The sequence below is a fragment of the Arthrobacter sp. AK01 genome (genome assembly GCF_021109375.1).
GTDB lineage: Bacteria > Actinomycetota > Actinomycetes > Actinomycetales > Micrococcaceae > Arthrobacter.
In genome coordinates, this window is record NZ_JAJOHP010000008.1 from 41,174 (window position 1) to 57,902 (window position 16,729).

Here is a 16,729-nt window from a genome sequence, read left to right on the forward strand (position 1 = left end):
CATAATCTGCGAGGGTGAACGCCCTCGCACAGGTTCCCTCGGACTTTCTCGTCGCCCTGGGAACGCTACGAAAAGCTCAATGCCGCAGTGAACTGCGCCTTGATGAAATTCCTGCACCTGCGAGGCTCGCCCCGTACGCAGTGGCCTTGGGCGCGGAAGTTTTCAGTCCCACCGCAGCCACCCGCCAGGTTCCAGTGCATGGACCGGCCGCCAAGGCCTTCGCAGCGAGCCAGGCCACCACACCGGCAAGCGAAGAAGACGACGAACTCGCCACCGGCCGCTTCATCCTCCTCTATGATCCCGACGGATCGGCAGTGTGGGAGGGTGAGTTCCGGATTGTCACCTATATCCGCGCCCAGATGGACGCCGAAATGGGCAACGACAGCATGCTGGGCTCTGTTGCCTGGACGTGGCTGGTGGACGCCCTCGAGAACCACGCAGCCCCCTACCGCGCTGCTGGTGGCACGGCAACGAGAATCCTCTCGGAGAGCTTCGGCACCCTGGCCGAACGCCCGGACACCATAGACATTGAACTTCGCGCTTCCTGGACTCCTGCCAGTGCGGACGTCCAGGCCCACCTGGAGGCCTGGTCCGACATGGTCTGTACATTTGCCGGGCTGCCGCCGCTTCCGCCGGGCGTCACGGGACTTCCCAACAGGAGGCTGAATTGACCGTCCGCCACATGCCGTCAACCGCATCCAAACTGCCGCCAGCAACCTGCCTCGGCGTGAATCGGTAAGCTTAAGCCACCATGACCCCTGAAAATCTGGATAAAACCACAGCCGGCGATCCGGTTGCTGATCCCACCACCCACATCAAGGTTGACGGCTTCGACAGCCACGTCCCTGAAGTCATCGACCTCGACACTCCCCGCGAAGGCGTGCCACTTGTCATCGATAGTCCCGCCGGACTTGAGCGGTGTGCTGCTGCCATAGCGGCAGGAACAGGACCGGCCGGAGTGGACGCAGAGCGCGCTTCGGGTTTCCGCTACGGCCAGCGCGCCTTCCTGGTGCAGATCCGCCGTGAGGGTGCCGGTACCTGGCTGATCGATCCCGAACCGTTCGACAACCTGGACATCGTCAACGACGCCCTGCGCGGCGTCGAATGGATCCTGCACGCGGCCACGCAGGACCTGCCTTGCCTGTCCGAGCTTGGCATGTGGCCGGACAAACTGTTTGACACGGAACTTGCCGCACGCCTCGCCGGACTCCCCCGGGTCGGCCTGGCGGCCGTCATCGAGCAACTCCTCGGATTCGGACTCGCCAAAGAACACTCCGCGGCAGACTGGTCCACCCGCCCACTGCCCGAACCGTGGCTCCGTTACGCGGCCCTCGACGTCGAGGTCCTGGCGGAACTACGCGAAGAACTCATCGAACTGCTCGAGGCGGACGGCAAACTGGAGTATGCCGAGCAGGAATTTGCCGGGATCCTCGCCGCAGGAATTTCCCCGCCCCGCGTCGATCCGTGGCGGAAGACATCAGGGCTGCACCAAATCCGCGATCGGCGCCAATTGGCCGCTGTCCGTGAACTGTGGAATGAACGCGATCAGTTGGCACGCAAACGGGATGTGGCACCGGGCAGGCTCATTCCCGACTCCGCCCTCGTTGCCGCCGCCAAAGCCATGCCCACCACCGTCCCCCAACTCCTGGCGACGAAGGGATTCCACGGCCGCTCAGCCCAACGTGAGGCCCCGCGCTGGCTGCGTTGCATCACCAACGCCCGCACGTTGACCGACTTGCCACCCCTGCATTTGCCCACCAACGCCCCGCCGCCGCCACGGGTCTGGGTGGACCGGGACCCCGAGGCCGCGGCACGATTGGCGACTGCACGGCCTGCCCTGCAGGCAAAGGCCGACGAACTCAATCTGCCCGTGGAGAACCTGCTGACCCCGGACTACCTGCGACGCGTTACGTGGCGGCCACCGGCTGACATTTCACTGGAATCCGTGGCCGCTGAATTGCGGACCCTCGGTGCGCGCGAGTGGCAGGTCTCCTTCGCTGCTCCCATCCTCACCGAAGCATGCTTGAACCCGAAGCCACTTCCGACCAAAGAGGCCAAGGCGAAGGACAGCCACCAGGCAAAGGAACCACAGCAACCCAAGGAAGCCGGCTGAGCAAGTGTCGACTCCTGGCCCGTCACCCGAACCACGGTTCGCGGTGGCGGGCCTTTTGCGTCCCCGTAACCGGGCCAACAGGGACAGCATGCGCCTTGCAAGCTAAGTTACCCACGAGTAACATTGCATCAATGCCAGCCGGAGTACCCGCGATGCGGGATCCGGCACCATGTCTCAACGAGGAGTTAAACATGAGTCCATCACGCAGTGCTCAGAGGAACGTTCGCGACGTCGTCTTCGTGGACGGTGTACGCACCCCCTTCGGCAAGGCCGGGGAAAAAGGCATCTATGCGGGCACCAGGGCCGATGACCTCGTTGTGAAGTGCATCCGCGAACTCATGCGGCGGAACCCGTCACTGCCTGCGGACCGCGTCGACGAAGTGGCTATCGCCGCTACCACCCAGACCGGCGACCAAGGCCTCACCATCGGCCGGACGGCCGCATTGCTTGCCGGACTCCCCCGTACGGTTCCCGGATTCGCGATCGACCGCATGTGCGCAGGCGCCATGACGGCAGTGACAACGACGGCGAGCGGCATCGGCTTCGGCGCCTACGATGTGGTCATTGCAGGCGGCGTTGAACACATGGGAAACCATCCCATGGGAGCTGGGGCAGACCCGAACCCGCGTTTCATGTCAGAGCGCCTCGTTGACCCGGCAGCCTTGAACATGGGCAACACGGCCGAGAACCTGCACGACCGTTTCCCTGCGATCACCAAGGACCGCACGGACGCCTACGCTGCCGCTTCCCAGGCAAAACTGGCCGCCGCCTACAGCAACCAGCAAATCCAACATGACCTGGTGCCCGTAGCCACCATGAAGCCCGGCCAGGGCTGGGCCCTCCACACCACGGACGAGCCCCCTCGCCCTGGAACCACCGTGGCCGACCTCGCCGAACTGCGCACGCCTTTCCGGGCCCACGGCCGGGTCACCGCAGGCAACGCAGCAGGTCTCAACGATGGAGCCACCGCCGCCGTCCTGGCTTCGGCTGAAGCCGCCCAAGAACTGGGCCTGTCGGTCAAAATGCGCCTCGTCTCCTATGCCTTCGCCGGTGTCGAGCCGGAGGTCATGGGCATCGGACCCGTTCCGGCAACCGAGAAGGCCCTCAAGTCCGCCGGCCTGGGAATAGAGGACATCGGGCTCTTCGAGATCAACGAGGCCTTTGCGGTCCAGGTCCTCAGCTTCCTGGACCACTTCGGCATCGCCGACGACGACTCCCGGGTCAACCGCTACGGCGGGGCGATCGCCGTCGGGCATCCGCTCGCTTCCTCCGGCGTTCGCCTCATGAATCAACTCGCGCGACAATTCGAGGAAGATCCTTCAGTGCGGTACGGCATCACGACCATGTGCATTGGACTGGGCATGGGTGCCACTGTGATTTGGGAGAACCCACAACACGCCGACTACGCATCCTCCACCGCTGATACCACCACCGCCACCACCGAAGGAGCCGCAGCATGAGCGCCGCCGAATTCCACAAGCTCGCCGCCCTCTTCCCCGACGAAGTCGTTACCCATTCCTACGTCCAGGACATCCAGCTTCCCGGGGCAGGCACTTTCGCTCTGATCACGCTGGACAACGGGCTGGACCACTCCAAACCCACGACCCTGGGCCCCAACACCCTGGTTGAACTGGGCGGCGTCCTGGAGAACCTCAAGGGACGCGCGTCACGTGGTGAAATCGTGGGCGTCGGCGTCACCGGCAAGCCGTACTTCCTGGTGGCAGGCGCCGACCTTTCAGCCGTGAAAACGCTCAAGGAACGTGAGCACGGCCTCTGGATGGCACAGCTTGGCCATGCCGTTTACAGCACACTGGCAGATCTGGGAGTTCCAAGCTTCGCCTTCATCAACGGCCTTGCCCTGGGCGGCGGCCTTGAGATCGCCCTGCAGTCCACCTACCGGACCGTTTCCACCGGCGCCGGTGCGCTGGCCCTGCCGGAGGCTTTCATCGGCCTCGTTCCGGGATGGGGCGGCGTCTACATCCTTCCTCGCCTGATCGGTCCCGAAAATGCGGTCAAGGTCATGATCGAGAACCCGCTGAGCAACAACCGAACCCTTACCGGACCGCAGGCCTTTGAGCTCGGCGTTGCCGACGCCATCTTTGAACCCGCTGACTTCGTTGAGCAGTCGCTGGCATGGGCGGCCCGCGTCATCACCGGCGACGTAACGCCAGAACGCAAGAACGCAGTGGATGCCTCGGACGACGCTGTTGCCACGCGATGGGCGGCCGCCGTGTCAGCAGGTCGCGGAGTGGTTGAGGCGAAGACGTCGAACGCCTCCCCCGCCCCGGCCAAGGTCCTGGATGTCATGGAAGCCAACCGCACCATGACACAAGCGGAATCAGCCGAACTTGAATGCGAGACCCTCGCCGGCCTGATGCAGACTGACGAATTCCGTTCGACTGTGTACGCGTTCCTGGACCTCGTCCAGAAACGCTCCAAGCGTCCCGCAGGCGCCCCTGACCGCAAGCTGGCCCGCCCGGTGACCAAAATCGGCGTCGTGGGTGCAGGACTCATGGCAAGCCAGCTCGCATTGCTTTTTGCAAGGCAACTCAAGGTCCCCGTCGTCATGACGGACATCGACCAGGCCCGGGTGGACAAGGGCGTGGCCTACGTCCATGCCGAGGTGGACAAGATGCTGGGGAAGAGGCGGATCAAGCCCGACGCCGCCAACAGGACAAAGGCGCTCATCACAGGTTCCGTCTCCAAGGAAGCATTTGCCGATGCCGACTTCGTCATCGAGGCCGTCTTCGAAGAGCTCCACATCAAGAAGCAGGTTTTTGCCGAAGTTGAGGCGATCGTCTCCCCCGAGTGCATCCTGGCCACCAACACGTCCTCACTGTCCGTCACGGCCATGGCCGAAGACTTGAAACACCCTGAACGCCTGGTGGGCTTCCACTTCTTCAACCCGGTGGCCGTCATGCCCCTCCTGGAGATCGTCAGGGCGCCCAAGACCGACGACGCCGTCCTGGCTACCGCTTTCGAACTCGCCAAGGGCCTCAAGAAGACGGCCGTGCTGGTGAAGGATGCCGCCGCCTTTGTGGTGAACCGTATCCTGCTCCGCCTCATGGGCGAGGTCATCGCAGCCTTCGACGAAGGAACACCGGCGGACGTCGCTGACAGTGCGCTACGCCCCATGGGCCTGCCCATGTCGCCTTTCACGCTCAGCGCCATGGTTGGCTTGCCGGTTGCGCAGCATGTCCAGGAATCGCTCCACGCAGCGTTCGGGGACCGGTTCCCCGTATCGCAGAACCTGCAAAAACTCATCGACAACGGCGTGAAGTCCCTATGGGTCCCGGGCCCCGATGGAGCACCTGTGATCCCGGCTGAAACCATGGCCATCCTGTCCTTCGGCGACACCCCATCCACGGGCGGGGAAGTCCTTCGCCGCACACAGGATGCCTTGGCAGAGGAAATCGGGCTCATGCTTGAAGAGGGCGTCGTAGCCGGACCTGAGGACATCGACCTTTGCGTCATCATGGGCGCCGGCTGGCCGATGTTCCTCGGTGGCATCACACCGTACCTTGATCGCGTGGGCGCATCGGAGCGCGTCAACGGCAAGAGGTTCCTGGCACCCGGAATCGCATCCGCACCGGCCTAAGCCACCGGACACATGACGGAAGAGGGCCGTGACTGGAGCACCTGCTCCGGCCACGGCCCTCTTCCCCTTCGTCTAGAAAAGCGCCACCTTGGGCGCGCGGGGGAAGATCTCGTCCATTTCGTCCCGGTCTTCCTGCGTCGGGACCCAGCACACTGCCTGAGCGTTCTCGCGGATCTGCTCCGGACGGGTGGCACCGGCGATGACGCTGCTGACGCCGGGCTGCGCGGCCAACCAGGAGAAGGCCAGTTGCAGCTCGGTGATGTCCCGTTCTTTGGCGAACTGGCCGAAGCGGCCCAGCTGTTCCCAATCGGCGTCGTGCACCAAGTTGGTGCGCGTGTGGCTCAGCCGGGTCCCTTCCGGTGCCTTGCCGGCAGAATACTTGCCCGTGAGCAGTCCGTTGGCGAGCGGGAAATACGGGAGCACTCCCAAGGAGAAGGCCCCCGCCGCGGGCAGGACTTCGAGCTCGGCACGGCGGTCCAGCAGGTTGTAGTGGTTCTGCGTCGAGATGAAGCGGACACCCCCTGCCTGGCGGCCGACATACTCAGCCTCGGCGATCTGCCAGCCGGCAAAGTTGGAGTGCCCGACATAGCGGACCTTGCCACTGGTCACCAGGTCATCCAAGGCCGCCAAGGTCTCTTCGATGGGCGTCAGAGGATCCGGGGTATGGAACTGGTAGAGGTCGATCCACTCAGTATCCAAGCGGCGGAGCGACGCCTCTACGGCTTTCACGACGTAGCGGCGTGAACCCCGGGCACCGAAATCGTTGCCGTTGACGCCGCCCATGTCCATGCCGAATTTGGTACCGATGACCACGTCATCACGGCGACCTTTCAGGGCTTTGCCCAACATGGACTCGCTCAGGCCCGGCTCGCGTCCATAGACATCCGCAACGTCGAAGAACGTTACTCCGGCATCAAGTGCGGCGTGGATAACGGCGTCCGTGCCGTCCTGGGACTCGGTGGGTGTATTGGCGCGCCCCAGATTGTTGCAGCCCAGCCCAACAGCTGAGACGGTCAATCCGGAATGGCCAAGGCGTCGGTATTCAGTCATGAATTCAGCCTAGCCGCCGCTGTAGGAGATTCCCGATTCCTCCATGGCGTCCTCAAGTTGTGCAATGGCCACAGGTCCCATGCCGTGGAGCTTGGCGATTTTCGCCTCGCCAAACTCCGCCAGCTGCTCCAGCGTCTCAATTCCCTCGTGCGCCAAGGCCCGTCTCGCAGGGGCAGCGAGGCCCTTGGGCAGCGGTGTATGTCCGGGCCAGTTGCTCTTGGACGACATGGGTGGTCCCTCCTGGTGCGTTGGGTGCTACTTAGAGAGTAAAGCCCACGCCTTGCTTGGGCGAGTGCTTCACCCGGAAGGCACCGGGCTCGCTGTGGGGTGCCGCGGCAATGGTGAGTTTGGTGAAGTCCAGATCCTCACCACGAACACAGATCTTGATCGCGTTCACTGCCTTATTCACATCAGGGCAGAGGCAGAAAATGTTCAGGTGGCCGTTGCCGATTTCCGATCGGTCCACTATGCCGAGCCCACGCCAGGCAAGTTCACCGGTAAGTGCTGCCTTCGCTTTCCGTTCAAGGTGCCGGTCGCGTTCGGTGCCGTCCTTGGTCTTCAACGCAATCTGGGCAACCACCCAAAACTGATCGGACTCGGGAATTTCAGCGTATCCGTCTTCTTCGCATTGCGCGGCAAAAGCCGCCATTAGGCCTTCCACCGAGGAGTCGTCGTCGACGTCTGTCTCATCCGTCTTGCTCTGGTGGCCCACAACGCCGTGATTGATCACGAACTGCTGGTCCTCGTCGTCGTACCAGGCTTCCCGGAAGTGAAGGACTCCCTCGTCGTCCCGCTTGTACGTGCGAATAATGCCGCTCATGCTCGTCCTTTCCTGAACCACTCGGCACTGGTGCTGTTGGCTCCGGTGACGTCGAATGGTGCTTTCATGGCCACTACTGCCTCAAAAAGGGCTGCGCATTCTGCGCGCATAGCGTCCACTGTGTCGTCCGGATAGCCCATGGCTGCCCGGTGCTGCTCAAATTCGTCCTCGTCGTCCACGAACACGCCGTGCTTGGTGGAGCGGATCACGTCCAGGTCCATGTCGATCATATGGAACTCCGTGACGCCCGGCTTGATGGGGTTCCAACCGTGGGCGGTGGCAACGTCAACGTAGATCCGGAAGTCGCCTGGGTACGTATCGTCGTAGAACGTGGCCACGAACTCTCCGGTACGTGGGACCAACAGTACTGCGTCCGACGCCGCGTAGAAGGCTGCCCCGGGACGTGAACAGAACTCCCCCGCACCCTGAAAAATCCACCAGCCGTGGATGTCTTCGCCGAGGTAGCGGCCGGGCACCACCCAGTGGGCCTTGCCATTCCATTTCCTGTTCCTCGACACAACGAGGTCACCGGGCTGCAGCGAGCCCGGACTACGGTGGTCCATCACAACGTGGGCAGGCTTCCGGTGGTGGGGTGCTCCTGGCCCGGGAGGGGCCTTGCAAAGGGGACTTTTGTCCCCAGAACCTGCGCTACGACGTCGTGGGCTATTTTTTGGGCGGTCAGTCCCACGCGCTCCAGCACCTGGCTTCGGGAACCATGTACCAGGAACTCGACCGGCAAACCGACTTCGTTGAGGGCTGTATCCACGCCCGCAGCACGCATTTCCTGCCGGATGCGCGATCCGACGCCGCCTGCACGCACGCCGTCTTCAATGCAGATGACCAGGCGATGGCGGGCAGCAAGGGCGATAATCGACTTCCGCACAGGAAGGACCCAGCGCGGATCCACCACCGTGGAGCTGATGCCTTGCGCGCCGAGGCGGCTGGCAACATCGAGGGCGAGTTCGGACATGGCGCCGACGCTGACAATGAGGACATCGTTTTCAGTGGAACCCTCAGGTCGCCGCGCGAGGATGTCCACGCCGTCGTGAAGCCTGTCGATGGCTTCAACTTCCGAACCGACACTGCCCTTGGAGAACCGCACCACTGTGGGGGCGTCATCGACGGCGACGGCCTCCCTCAGTTCCTCACGGAGCCTTGTGGCATCGCGGGGAGCCGCCAAATGGAGTCCCGGCACGATCTGAACCATGGCCATGTCCCACATGCCGTGGTGGCTGGGGCCATCCGGGCCGGTCACGCCTGCCCTGTCCAGGACGATCGTGACCCCGGCCTTGTGCAGCGCCACATCCATGAGGAGCTGGTCGAAGGCGCGGTTCAGGAAAGTTGCGTAAACCGCCACCACGGGGTGGAGGCCGCCGAAGGCCATACCGGCAGCGGATGTGAGGGCGTGCTGCTCGGCAATCCCGACGTCGATAACGCGCTCAGGGTGGCGCTCGGCAAACTTGTGAAGACCGACCGGGATGAGCATGGCGCCGGTGATGCCAACGATATCCTGGCGCTCGTCGGCGATGTCCGCGATCTCCTCGGCAAACACCGAGGTCCACGATCTGGCACCCGGCATTTCCGTGGACTCACCGGTTTCGGGGTCGATAATTCCCACGGCATGGAATTGGTCTGCCTCGTTCGCCAGGGCCGGGGCGTAACCGTGGCCCTTCTCGGTCATGGCGTGGACGATCACAGGTCCGCCGTAGGCCTTGGCGGTATTCAAGGCGTTTTCCATGGCCTGGAGGCTGTGCCCGTCCACCGGACCGATGTACTTCATTCCAAGGTCCTCGAACATACCTTGAGGTGCCCACCAGTCCTTGATGCCCTTCTTCATGGCGTGCAGGCTCTTGTAGGTGAACTGCCCGGCGGGGCCGCCGTTCTGCAGTTTCTTCTTCCACCAGTCCAGCATGCGCTCATAGGCCGGAGTAGTGCGCAGGGAGTCGATGGTGGGGCGCAACGAAGCGAGGTAATCGGCAAATCCGCCGACGGTGGGTGCGTATGATCGTCCGTTGTCATTGACAACGATGACCACGCGACGACGCTTGTCGGCCGCGATGTTGTTGATCGCCTCCCACGTCATACCGCCGGTCAGGGCTCCATCGCCAACAACGGCGACGACGAAACGGTCGCCTTCGCCAGTCAACTGGCGGGCGCGTGAAATACCGTCTGCCCAGGACAAAGATGATGACGCGTGCGAGCTCTCCACTATGTCGTGCTCGGATTCGGCACGGTCCGGATAGCCGGAAAGTCCGCCTTGCTGGCGAAGGGTGCTGAAGTCCTGGCGGCCAGTGAGCAGCTTGTGCACATAGGACTGGTGCCCGGTATCGAAGACGATACTGTCCCGCGGCGACTCGAAGATCCGGTGGACAGCCAGTGTGAGTTCGACGACGCCCAGGTTCGGGCCAAGGTGTCCACCCGTCGCGGCTACGTTGGTGATCAGGAATTCCCTGATTTCGCCGGCCAGTTGTTCCAGCTCCGTGCCGGACAGTTTGGCCAGGTCCTGTGGATCCTTGACGGTTTCCAAAAGTCCCAACGGCCCTCCTTAGGGTGAATGACGTGCTTGTTAACTTTAGCGCGTGCCCGGCGCCCGCGTTTCCGCACACACGTGATCCGGGGTGTGGCGTTCAGTGGACGCCAACAGCCCCGGCTGGTCAGATGACCGGCCGGGGCTGTCTGGCACAGGAATCAGCTGGAAACCAGCTGGTCCACTATGCGGAGATCTGGCGCAGTACGTACTGCAGGATGCCACCGTTGCGGTAGTAGTCCGCTTCGCCCGGGGTATCGATGCGCAGAACGGCGTCGAAGGACTTGACGGTGCCGTCCTCAGCCGTAGCCGTGACCTTGAGCGTCTTCGGCGTAGTGCCGTTGTTCAGCTCGGTCACTCCCTCAACTGCGAACGTTTCCGTACCGGTCAGGCCCAGTGTTGCTGCCGACTCGCCGGCGGGGTACTGCAGCGGAAGGACGCCCATGCCGATCAGGTTGGAGCGGTGGATGCGCTCGTAGCTTTCGGCGACGACGGCCTTGACACCCAGAAGTGCAGTTCCCTTTGCTGCCCAGTCACGGGATGAACCGGAACCGTATTCCTTGCCTGCCAGGACCACCAGCGGCGTTCCCGCGGCCTGGTAGTTCTGCGCGGCGTCGTAAACGTAGGCCTGCGGTGCACCTTCCTGGCTGAAGTCGCGGGTGAAGCCACCTTCGACGCCGTCCAGGAGCTGGTTCTTGATGCGGATGTTGGCAAAGGTACCGCGGATCATGACTTCGTGGTTTCCACGGCGTGAACCGTAGGAGTTGAAGTCTTTGCGCTCCACGCCGTTGGCCAACAGGTACTGGCCGGCCGGGGTGTCCGACTTGAACGAGCCTGCCGGGGAGATGTGGTCCGTGGTGACGGAGTCGCCAAGCTTCAGGAGCACGCGGGCACCTGAAATGTCCTTGACGGGATCCGGCTGCGCCTTCATGCCCTCGAAGTATGGGGGCTTCCGCACGTAGGTGGAGTCCTCAGCCCAGGCGAAGGTGTCACCGGCGGGCGTGTCGAGTGCCTTCCAGCGGTCGTCGCCGTCGAAGACGCCCTCGTAGCCCTTGGCGAACATGGCCTCGTCGATGGAGGAGTCGATGACTTCCTGCACCTCGATGGGGTTCGGCCAGATGTCCTTCAGGAAGACCTCGTTGCCTTCGGAGTCGGTGCCCAGGGCATCGGTGTCGAAGTCGAAGTCCATGGAACCGGCCAGGGCGTAGGCGATGACCAGCGGCGGCGACGCCAGGTAGTTCATCTTCACGTCCGGGTTGATACGGCCTTCGAAGTTGCGGTTGCCCGAGAGGACTGCCGTCACGGAGAGGTCGTTGGCCTGGATTGCCTCGGAGATTTCCGGTTCAAGCGGGCCGGAGTTGCCGATGCAGGTGGCGCAACCGTAACCCACGATGTAGAAACCGAGCTTCTCCAGGTACGGGGTCAGGCCGGACTTCTCGTAGTAGTCGGTGACGACCTTGGAGCCGGGGGCTACGGACGTCTTGACCCACGGTTTGGACGTCAGGCCCTTGTCCACGGCGTTACGTGCCAGGAGGGCAGCAGCGAGCATGACGGACGGGTTGGATGTGTTGGTGCAGGACGTGATCGAGGCGATCGACACTGCGCCGTGGTCCAACTCAAATTCGCGGCCATCGGCGGTCTTGACGTGCACCGGCGAGGACGGGCGTCCGTGCGCACCGTTGGCGGCCGACGCAACGCGTGCGGTCTCCGTGGTGTGCGAGTCGGCGTGCGTGAAGGACGGCGAATCGGATGCGGGGAAGGACTCGTCCAGGGACTCGTCCACGCTGCCGTCTTCGATGGAGACGTAGTTGTGGATGTCCTTGCGGAACTGCTCCTTGGCATCGGTGAGCTCGATGCGGTCCTGGGGACGCTTCGGGCCGGAGATGGACGGAACAACAGTGGACAGGTCCAACTCGAGGAACTCGGAGAAGCGCAGTTCGCGGGAAGGATCGTGCCAGAGGCCCTGTTCCTTGCTGTACGCCTCGACCAGCGCGACGTTCTCCTGTGAGCGGCCGGTGAGGCGCAGGTAGTCCAGGGTGACGTCGTCGATCGGGAACATGGCTGCCGTGGAACCGAATTCCGGGCTCATGTTGCCGATGGTGGCGCGGTTGGCCAGCGGCACAGCCGCAACGCCCTCACCGTAGAACTCGACGAACTTGCCAACGACACCGTGCTTGCGCAGCATTTCGGTGATGGTGAGCACGACGTCGGTAGCGGTGGCGCCGGCAGGGATGCTGCCGTTGAGCTTGAAGCCAACAACGCGGGGAATCAGCATGGAGACGGGCTGGCCAAGCATTGCTGCCTCGGCTTCGATGCCGCCGACGCCCCAGCCCAGGATGCCCAGGCCGTTGACCATGGTGGTGTGCGAGTCGGTACCAACGCAGGTGTCGGGGTAGGCGCGGACTACACCGTCTACCTCGCGGGTCATGACAGTGCGTGCCAGGTACTCGATGTTGACCTGGTGGACGATGCCGGTTCCCGGGGGGACAACCTTGAAGTCGTCAAATGCGGTCTGGCCCCAACGAAGGAACTGGTAGCGCTCACCATTGCGCTGGTATTCGATCTCCATGTTGCGCTCCAGTGCGCCGGAGTTACCGAAGGCGTCAATCTGGACGGAGTGGTCGATGACCATTTCTGCAGGTGCCAAGGGATTGACGCGCTTGGGATCGCCGCCGAGCTCCTTGACTGCTTCACGCATGGTGGCAAGGTCAACAACGCAGGGAACGCCGGTGAAGTCCTGCATGATGACGCGGGCGGGGGTGAACTGGATTTCCGTGTCGGGCTCCGCATTGGGATCCCAACCGGCCAGGGCGCGGACATGGTCCGCCGTAATATTGGCGCCATCCTCAGTCCGCAGGAGGTTTTCAAGCAATACCTTAAGGCTGAACGGAAGGCTGTCTGCGCCCTCTACGGAGTTCAACCGGAAAATTTCATAATCGGTGCCGGCTACATTCAGTACGCCTTTGGAACCGAAGCTGTCCACAGTGCTCATGGCAGGACTCCTCTCGCAACAGTTTCATCTTTGTCGCGTGGTTGGCCGCTAGCCAGTTAGGCGCACCTTACTTAGCCGGGCGGCATCTCTCTTGGTCACCCCGGCCCGCGGCGTTGATTCCTGCGGAGCGGGACTACTACGCCCATCGTAGTGGCATCCATCCAAAGAGTGGCATGCAGCCGCCAAAGCCGGTGCCGCCCCCCGCCCACCGCGGGCGGGCGACACCCGGGCTACGAGGAGGGAACGATCAGCGCCACGGTTTCAAGGTGGTGGGTGTTCGGATAGAGATCGAACGCGCGCAGGGCCTCGAGCCTCCAACCACCCTGGTGGAAGTAACCCAGATCACGCGCAAAGGATGCGGGATCACAGGACACATAGGCGATTGCCCGGGGGCCGGTTGCCATCAATTGCTTGACCACGGCTTTGCCGGCTCCGGCCCGCGGTGGATCAAGCACCAGGGAGTCGAAGTTCCGGGCGCGCTGGTGGAGGACACGCTCCACGCGTCCTTGAACGATTTCCACCTGTGGTTCACCGTGCAGGTTTTTGCGGGCGTCCCTGCTGGTGCCAGGGGCACCCTCCACCGAAAGCACCGAGCCGGTGACACCGACGGCGTCCGCCAGCGGTGCCGTAAACAGCCCGGCACCGGCATAGAGGTCCGCTACTGCTGCGCCGGGCTGCAAGTACCCACCGCTGGAAAGATAGTCCGTCACAGCGCCCACCAGCGTATCCGGCGCATCCTTGTGGATCTGCCAGAACCCTTCCCCCGTGACACGGTATTCGTGGCCGGCTGCGGTCTCCTGCACCCAGGTCCTCCCGCGCAACTGCAGGACTTCCCCCTTGCTGGGGTCGAAGCTTGCCACCGACACGTCATGCGGCAGCTGCGACAAAATGCTGTGAATCCTCTTGGGGCTTGTGCCCTCCTCCGGCGCCAGCAGAATCAGGGGCCGCGAACCATTGGCAGGGACAGCAACCTCAATGCGGGCGATGCCTGACAGGTCAAGATCCCACAGCTTCAGTCCGTTGAGTCCCGGGAGTGCCAAGGGCATCTCCTTGATGGGAAGCACAACGTCCGAGCGGTGCGCGTGCATGCCCAACCGGCCCTTGGGAGTGACAGCAAAGCTGGCCCGCGTACGCCAGCCGAGGCCGCCGTCGTGATTGTCCCCCACGGCTTCCACCTCGGTGGCGAGGTCCAAACCGGCGAGCCGCTTGAGCTGTTCGGCCAAAACTTCCGCCTTCAGCGCCCGTTGCCGCTGCAGCGAAATGTGCCCAAGCTCGGCACCGCCAACCGGCGGCGCGCCCCGGTTCCACGCGGCCAGTGAGTCCGCGGGCTTCCAGAAATGCGGGACCCGGTCCGGTGAAGGCTCAAGGACCTCGACGACGTCGGCGCGCCAGAAGCTTGATGAGTCGCCGGAGTCGGTCAAGCGGATGCGGACCTTCTCCCCCGGGATGGCGTGCCGGACGAAGATGACGCGCCCTTCGTGGCGTGCGACGAAGTGCCCGCCGTGTGCAATGGGACCAATGTCGACGACAAGTTCAGTACCTGGCCCACTGTGGTTTTCGTTGGCGGGCGTTCCGGCGTGGGGGGAAGTGCGATGGGAGGTCATTTAGGTATCCTGCAGTGCCTTTGCTTCTTCGGACGACTTCAGCTGCCACGGAACGCTGGCAACCATGACTCCAGGTTCAAAGTGGAGCCTCGTCTTGATTCTGAGTGCTGTTTGGTTGTGGACCAGTTGTTCCCACCACTTGCCCACGACATATTCGGGGATGTAGACCACGATCAAGTCCCGCGGTGAGTCGCGGCGCATGTTCTTGACGTAATCCATGATGGGGGTCACGGTCTCGCGGTAAGGGCTGGCCAGGACGGTCAGGGGAACCGGAATCTCCAGTTTCTCCCAGTCCCGGACGGTGTGCTCCGTCTCCTCGGTATTGATGTCGACTGTTATCGCGTCAAGGCGCGAGGGCCGTGACGCCCTGGCGTAAGCCAACGCCCTGAGGACCGGCTTGCGGACGTGTGAAACAAGCAAGACCGCGTGGACACGCGTGGGCAACGCACGCGGCGACGAGTCCTCGTCCACCGCCAATTCCCTGGCCACGTTGTCATAGTGGGCACGGATGCTCCACATGATGAGGAACAGAATAAACATGGCGAGCAAAGCGATCCAGGCGCCCTGCTCGAATTTGGTGATCAGGACGATCACCAGGACCAGTGCAGTCATGCCAAAGCCGACCATGTTGATGGTGCGCGACTTGAAAATCCTCCGGCGCACGGCCTTGTCCCTGGCCAGTTTCAATTCGCGGCCCCAGTGCCGGACCATGCCGAGCTGACTGGCCGTGAACGAAATAAAGACGCCCACGATGTAGAGCTGGATCAGCTTGGTCACATCTGCGTTGAACGCGAGGATCAGGACCAGCGCACCTGCGGCCAAGGCCAGGACGCCGTTGCTGAACGCGAGCCTGTCGCCACGGGTTCTGAGTTGACGCGGGAGGTAGCCGTCCTGGGCAAGTATCGAGCCAAGTACCGGGAATCCGTTGAAGGCGGTGTTGGAGGCGAAAACCAGGATGACGCCCGTGGCAGCAACCACGACATAGAAAAGTATGGAGCCCGAACCGAAGATGGTGTCCGCGATCTGGCTGATGGCTGGAGTCTGGATGTACCCCTCTGGAAGAGGCTTGCCGTCCACCAGGAATTCCCGGGCCGGATCCAGGACGATATGCACTTTGGTGGCGTTCGCCAAGTAGAGGATTCCCGCCAGCATGGAAGCAGCAATAACCCCAAGCAACAACAACGTGGTGGCCGCGTTCTTACTCTTCGGCTTCTGAAAATTGGGGACGCCATTACTGATGGCCTCAACACCGGTCAGGGCAGCAGCGCCCGAAGAAAAGGCACGCAGAAGCAGGAAAGCCCCTGCCAGCCCCACCAGACCTTCATCGAAGCCAGGCTCGGGGACGATGGTGAAGTCGGCGGAGGGCGCCTCGCCCAAGGTGCCGGTGAGGGCCTGGAAGATGCCGACGCCGGTCATGCCGAGGATCGAGGCCATGAAGATATACGTGGGAATGGCGAAGACTGTCCCGGCTTCCTTGACGCCACGCAGATTGACCAGCGCCAGGATGATGACGCCGACCGTGGCGATCAGTGCCTGCTGGCCATGCAGAGCCGGGATGGCAGTGGTGAGGTACGTGGCGGCTGAGGACATGGACACGGCAACCGTCAGCACGTAGTCCACCAGCAGCGCCGAAGCCACAGTGAGCCCGGCGTACTTGCCCAGGTTGACGTTGGCGATCTCGTAGTCGCCGCCGCCGGACGGATACGCGTGGACGTTCTGGCGGTAGGACGCCACCACTGTGAGCAAAACCACCATGACGGCGAGGCCAACAAGCGGTGAGAATGCCACAGCACTGACTCCGGCAAGGGCCAGTGTCAGCAGGATTTCGTCAGGAGCATAAGCTACCGAGGACAAGGCATCCGAGGCGAAGATGGGCAATGCGATGCGTTTGGGCAACAAGGTGTGGGACAGGCGGTCATTCCTGACTGGCCGGCCCACCAACACCCGCTTCGCGGCATTCAGAATTGTCAGCACTCCGCAAAGCTACTCTGAATCCCCAGCGATGTCATGACGGTTGTCGCAGGC

At 63.0% G+C, this 16,729-nt stretch carries 12 protein-coding genes; 4 read left to right on the forward strand and 8 right to left on the reverse strand.

Annotation, left to right across the window (positions count from 1 at the left end; translation table 11 throughout):
* Positions 1-14 precede the first annotated feature (14 nt).
* The 4 genes from LN996_RS04400 to LN996_RS04415 all read left to right on the forward strand — a co-directional run bounded on the left by LN996_RS04400 (position 15) and on the right by LN996_RS04415 (position 5,711).
* Positions 15-671 carry a DUF3000 domain-containing protein gene (locus tag LN996_RS04400; RefSeq protein ID WP_231338953.1) on the forward strand — a complete coding sequence of 219 codons (657 nt, stop codon included), beginning with the start codon at positions 15-17 and terminating at the stop codon, positions 669-671.
* An 80-nt stretch (positions 672-751) separates the two neighbouring features.
* On the forward strand, positions 752-2,113 hold the full coding sequence (locus LN996_RS04405) for an HRDC domain-containing protein (RefSeq protein WP_231338954.1): 1,362 nt from the start codon (positions 752-754) through the stop codon (positions 2,111-2,113).
* 191 nt (positions 2,114-2,304) lie between these two features.
* Entirely contained in the window at positions 2,305-3,573 is a 1,269-nt protein-coding gene (locus LN996_RS04410; RefSeq protein WP_231338955.1) for an acetyl-CoA C-acyltransferase, read from the forward strand.
* Positions 3,570-5,711, forward strand: a complete 2,142-nt coding sequence (locus tag LN996_RS04415; protein WP_231338956.1) for a 3-hydroxyacyl-CoA dehydrogenase NAD-binding domain-containing protein — start codon at positions 3,570-3,572, stop codon at positions 5,709-5,711. Before LN996_RS04410 ends, LN996_RS04415 begins: the two co-directional genes overlap by 4 nt.
* 72 nt (positions 5,712-5,783) lie before the next feature.
* Here LN996_RS04415 and LN996_RS04420 read toward each other — a convergent pair whose 3' ends face one another.
* The 8 genes from LN996_RS04420 to LN996_RS04455 all read right to left on the reverse strand — a co-directional run bounded on the left by LN996_RS04420 (position 5,784) and on the right by LN996_RS04455 (position 16,678).
* Complete coding sequence (locus LN996_RS04420) at positions 5,784-6,761, reverse strand: aldo/keto reductase (protein ID WP_231338957.1); 978 nt, start codon at positions 6,759-6,761, stop codon at positions 5,784-5,786.
* Between the two features lie 9 nt (positions 6,762-6,770).
* Entirely contained in the window at positions 6,771-6,989 is a 219-nt protein-coding gene (locus LN996_RS04425; protein ID WP_231338958.1) for a hypothetical protein, read from the reverse strand.
* 31 nt (positions 6,990-7,020) lie between these two features.
* On the reverse strand, positions 7,021-7,581 hold the full coding sequence (locus LN996_RS04430) for a hypothetical protein (protein ID WP_231338959.1): 561 nt from the start codon (positions 7,579-7,581) through the stop codon (positions 7,021-7,023).
* On the reverse strand, positions 7,578-8,147 hold the full coding sequence (locus LN996_RS04435) for a DUF402 domain-containing protein (RefSeq protein ID WP_231338960.1): 570 nt from the start codon (positions 8,145-8,147) through the stop codon (positions 7,578-7,580). Before LN996_RS04435 ends, LN996_RS04430 begins: the two co-directional genes overlap by 4 nt.
* Complete coding sequence (dxs, locus tag LN996_RS04440) at positions 8,144-10,117, reverse strand: 1-deoxy-D-xylulose-5-phosphate synthase (RefSeq protein ID WP_231338961.1); 1,974 nt, start codon at positions 10,115-10,117, stop codon at positions 8,144-8,146. Before dxs ends, LN996_RS04435 begins: the two co-directional genes overlap by 4 nt.
* A 175-nt stretch (positions 10,118-10,292) precedes the next feature.
* Positions 10,293-13,100, reverse strand: a complete 2,808-nt coding sequence (gene acnA / locus LN996_RS04445) for an aconitate hydratase AcnA (RefSeq protein WP_231338962.1) — start codon at positions 13,098-13,100, stop codon at positions 10,293-10,295.
* 230 nt (positions 13,101-13,330) lie between these two features.
* Positions 13,331-14,704 (reverse strand): class I SAM-dependent RNA methyltransferase, encoded by a 1,374-nt coding sequence (locus LN996_RS04450; RefSeq protein WP_231338963.1) that lies wholly within the window; start codon positions 14,702-14,704, stop codon positions 13,331-13,333.
* Entirely contained in the window at positions 14,705-16,678 is a 1,974-nt protein-coding gene (locus tag LN996_RS04455) for an APC family permease (protein WP_231338964.1), read from the reverse strand.
* Positions 16,679-16,729 lie beyond the last annotated feature (51 nt).

Bases quoted from the DNA above. Each gene is read 5' to 3' on its own strand.
- LN996_RS04405 (WP_231338954.1), top strand. From the start codon at position 752: ATGACCCCTGAAAATCTGGATAAAACCACAGCCGGCGATCCGGTTGCT.
- LN996_RS04410 (WP_231338955.1), top strand. From the start codon at position 2,305: ATGAGTCCATCACGCAGTGCTCAGAGGAACGTTCGCGACGTCGTCTTC.
- LN996_RS04415 (WP_231338956.1), top strand. From the start codon at position 3,570: ATGAGCGCCGCCGAATTCCACAAGCTCGCCGCCCTCTTCCCCGACGAA.
- LN996_RS04420 (WP_231338957.1), bottom strand. From the start codon at position 6,761: ATGACTGAATACCGACGCCTTGGCCATTCCGGATTGACCGTCTCAGCT.
- LN996_RS04425 (WP_231338958.1), bottom strand. From the start codon at position 6,989: ATGTCGTCCAAGAGCAACTGGCCCGGACATACACCGCTGCCCAAGGGC.
- LN996_RS04430 (WP_231338959.1), bottom strand. From the start codon at position 7,581: ATGAGCGGCATTATTCGCACGTACAAGCGGGACGACGAGGGAGTCCTT.
- acnA (WP_231338962.1), bottom strand. From the start codon at position 13,100: ATGAGCACTGTGGACAGCTTCGGTTCCAAAGGCGTACTGAATGTAGCC.
- LN996_RS04450 (WP_231338963.1), bottom strand. From the start codon at position 14,704: ATGACCTCCCATCGCACTTCCCCCCACGCCGGAACGCCCGCCAACGAA.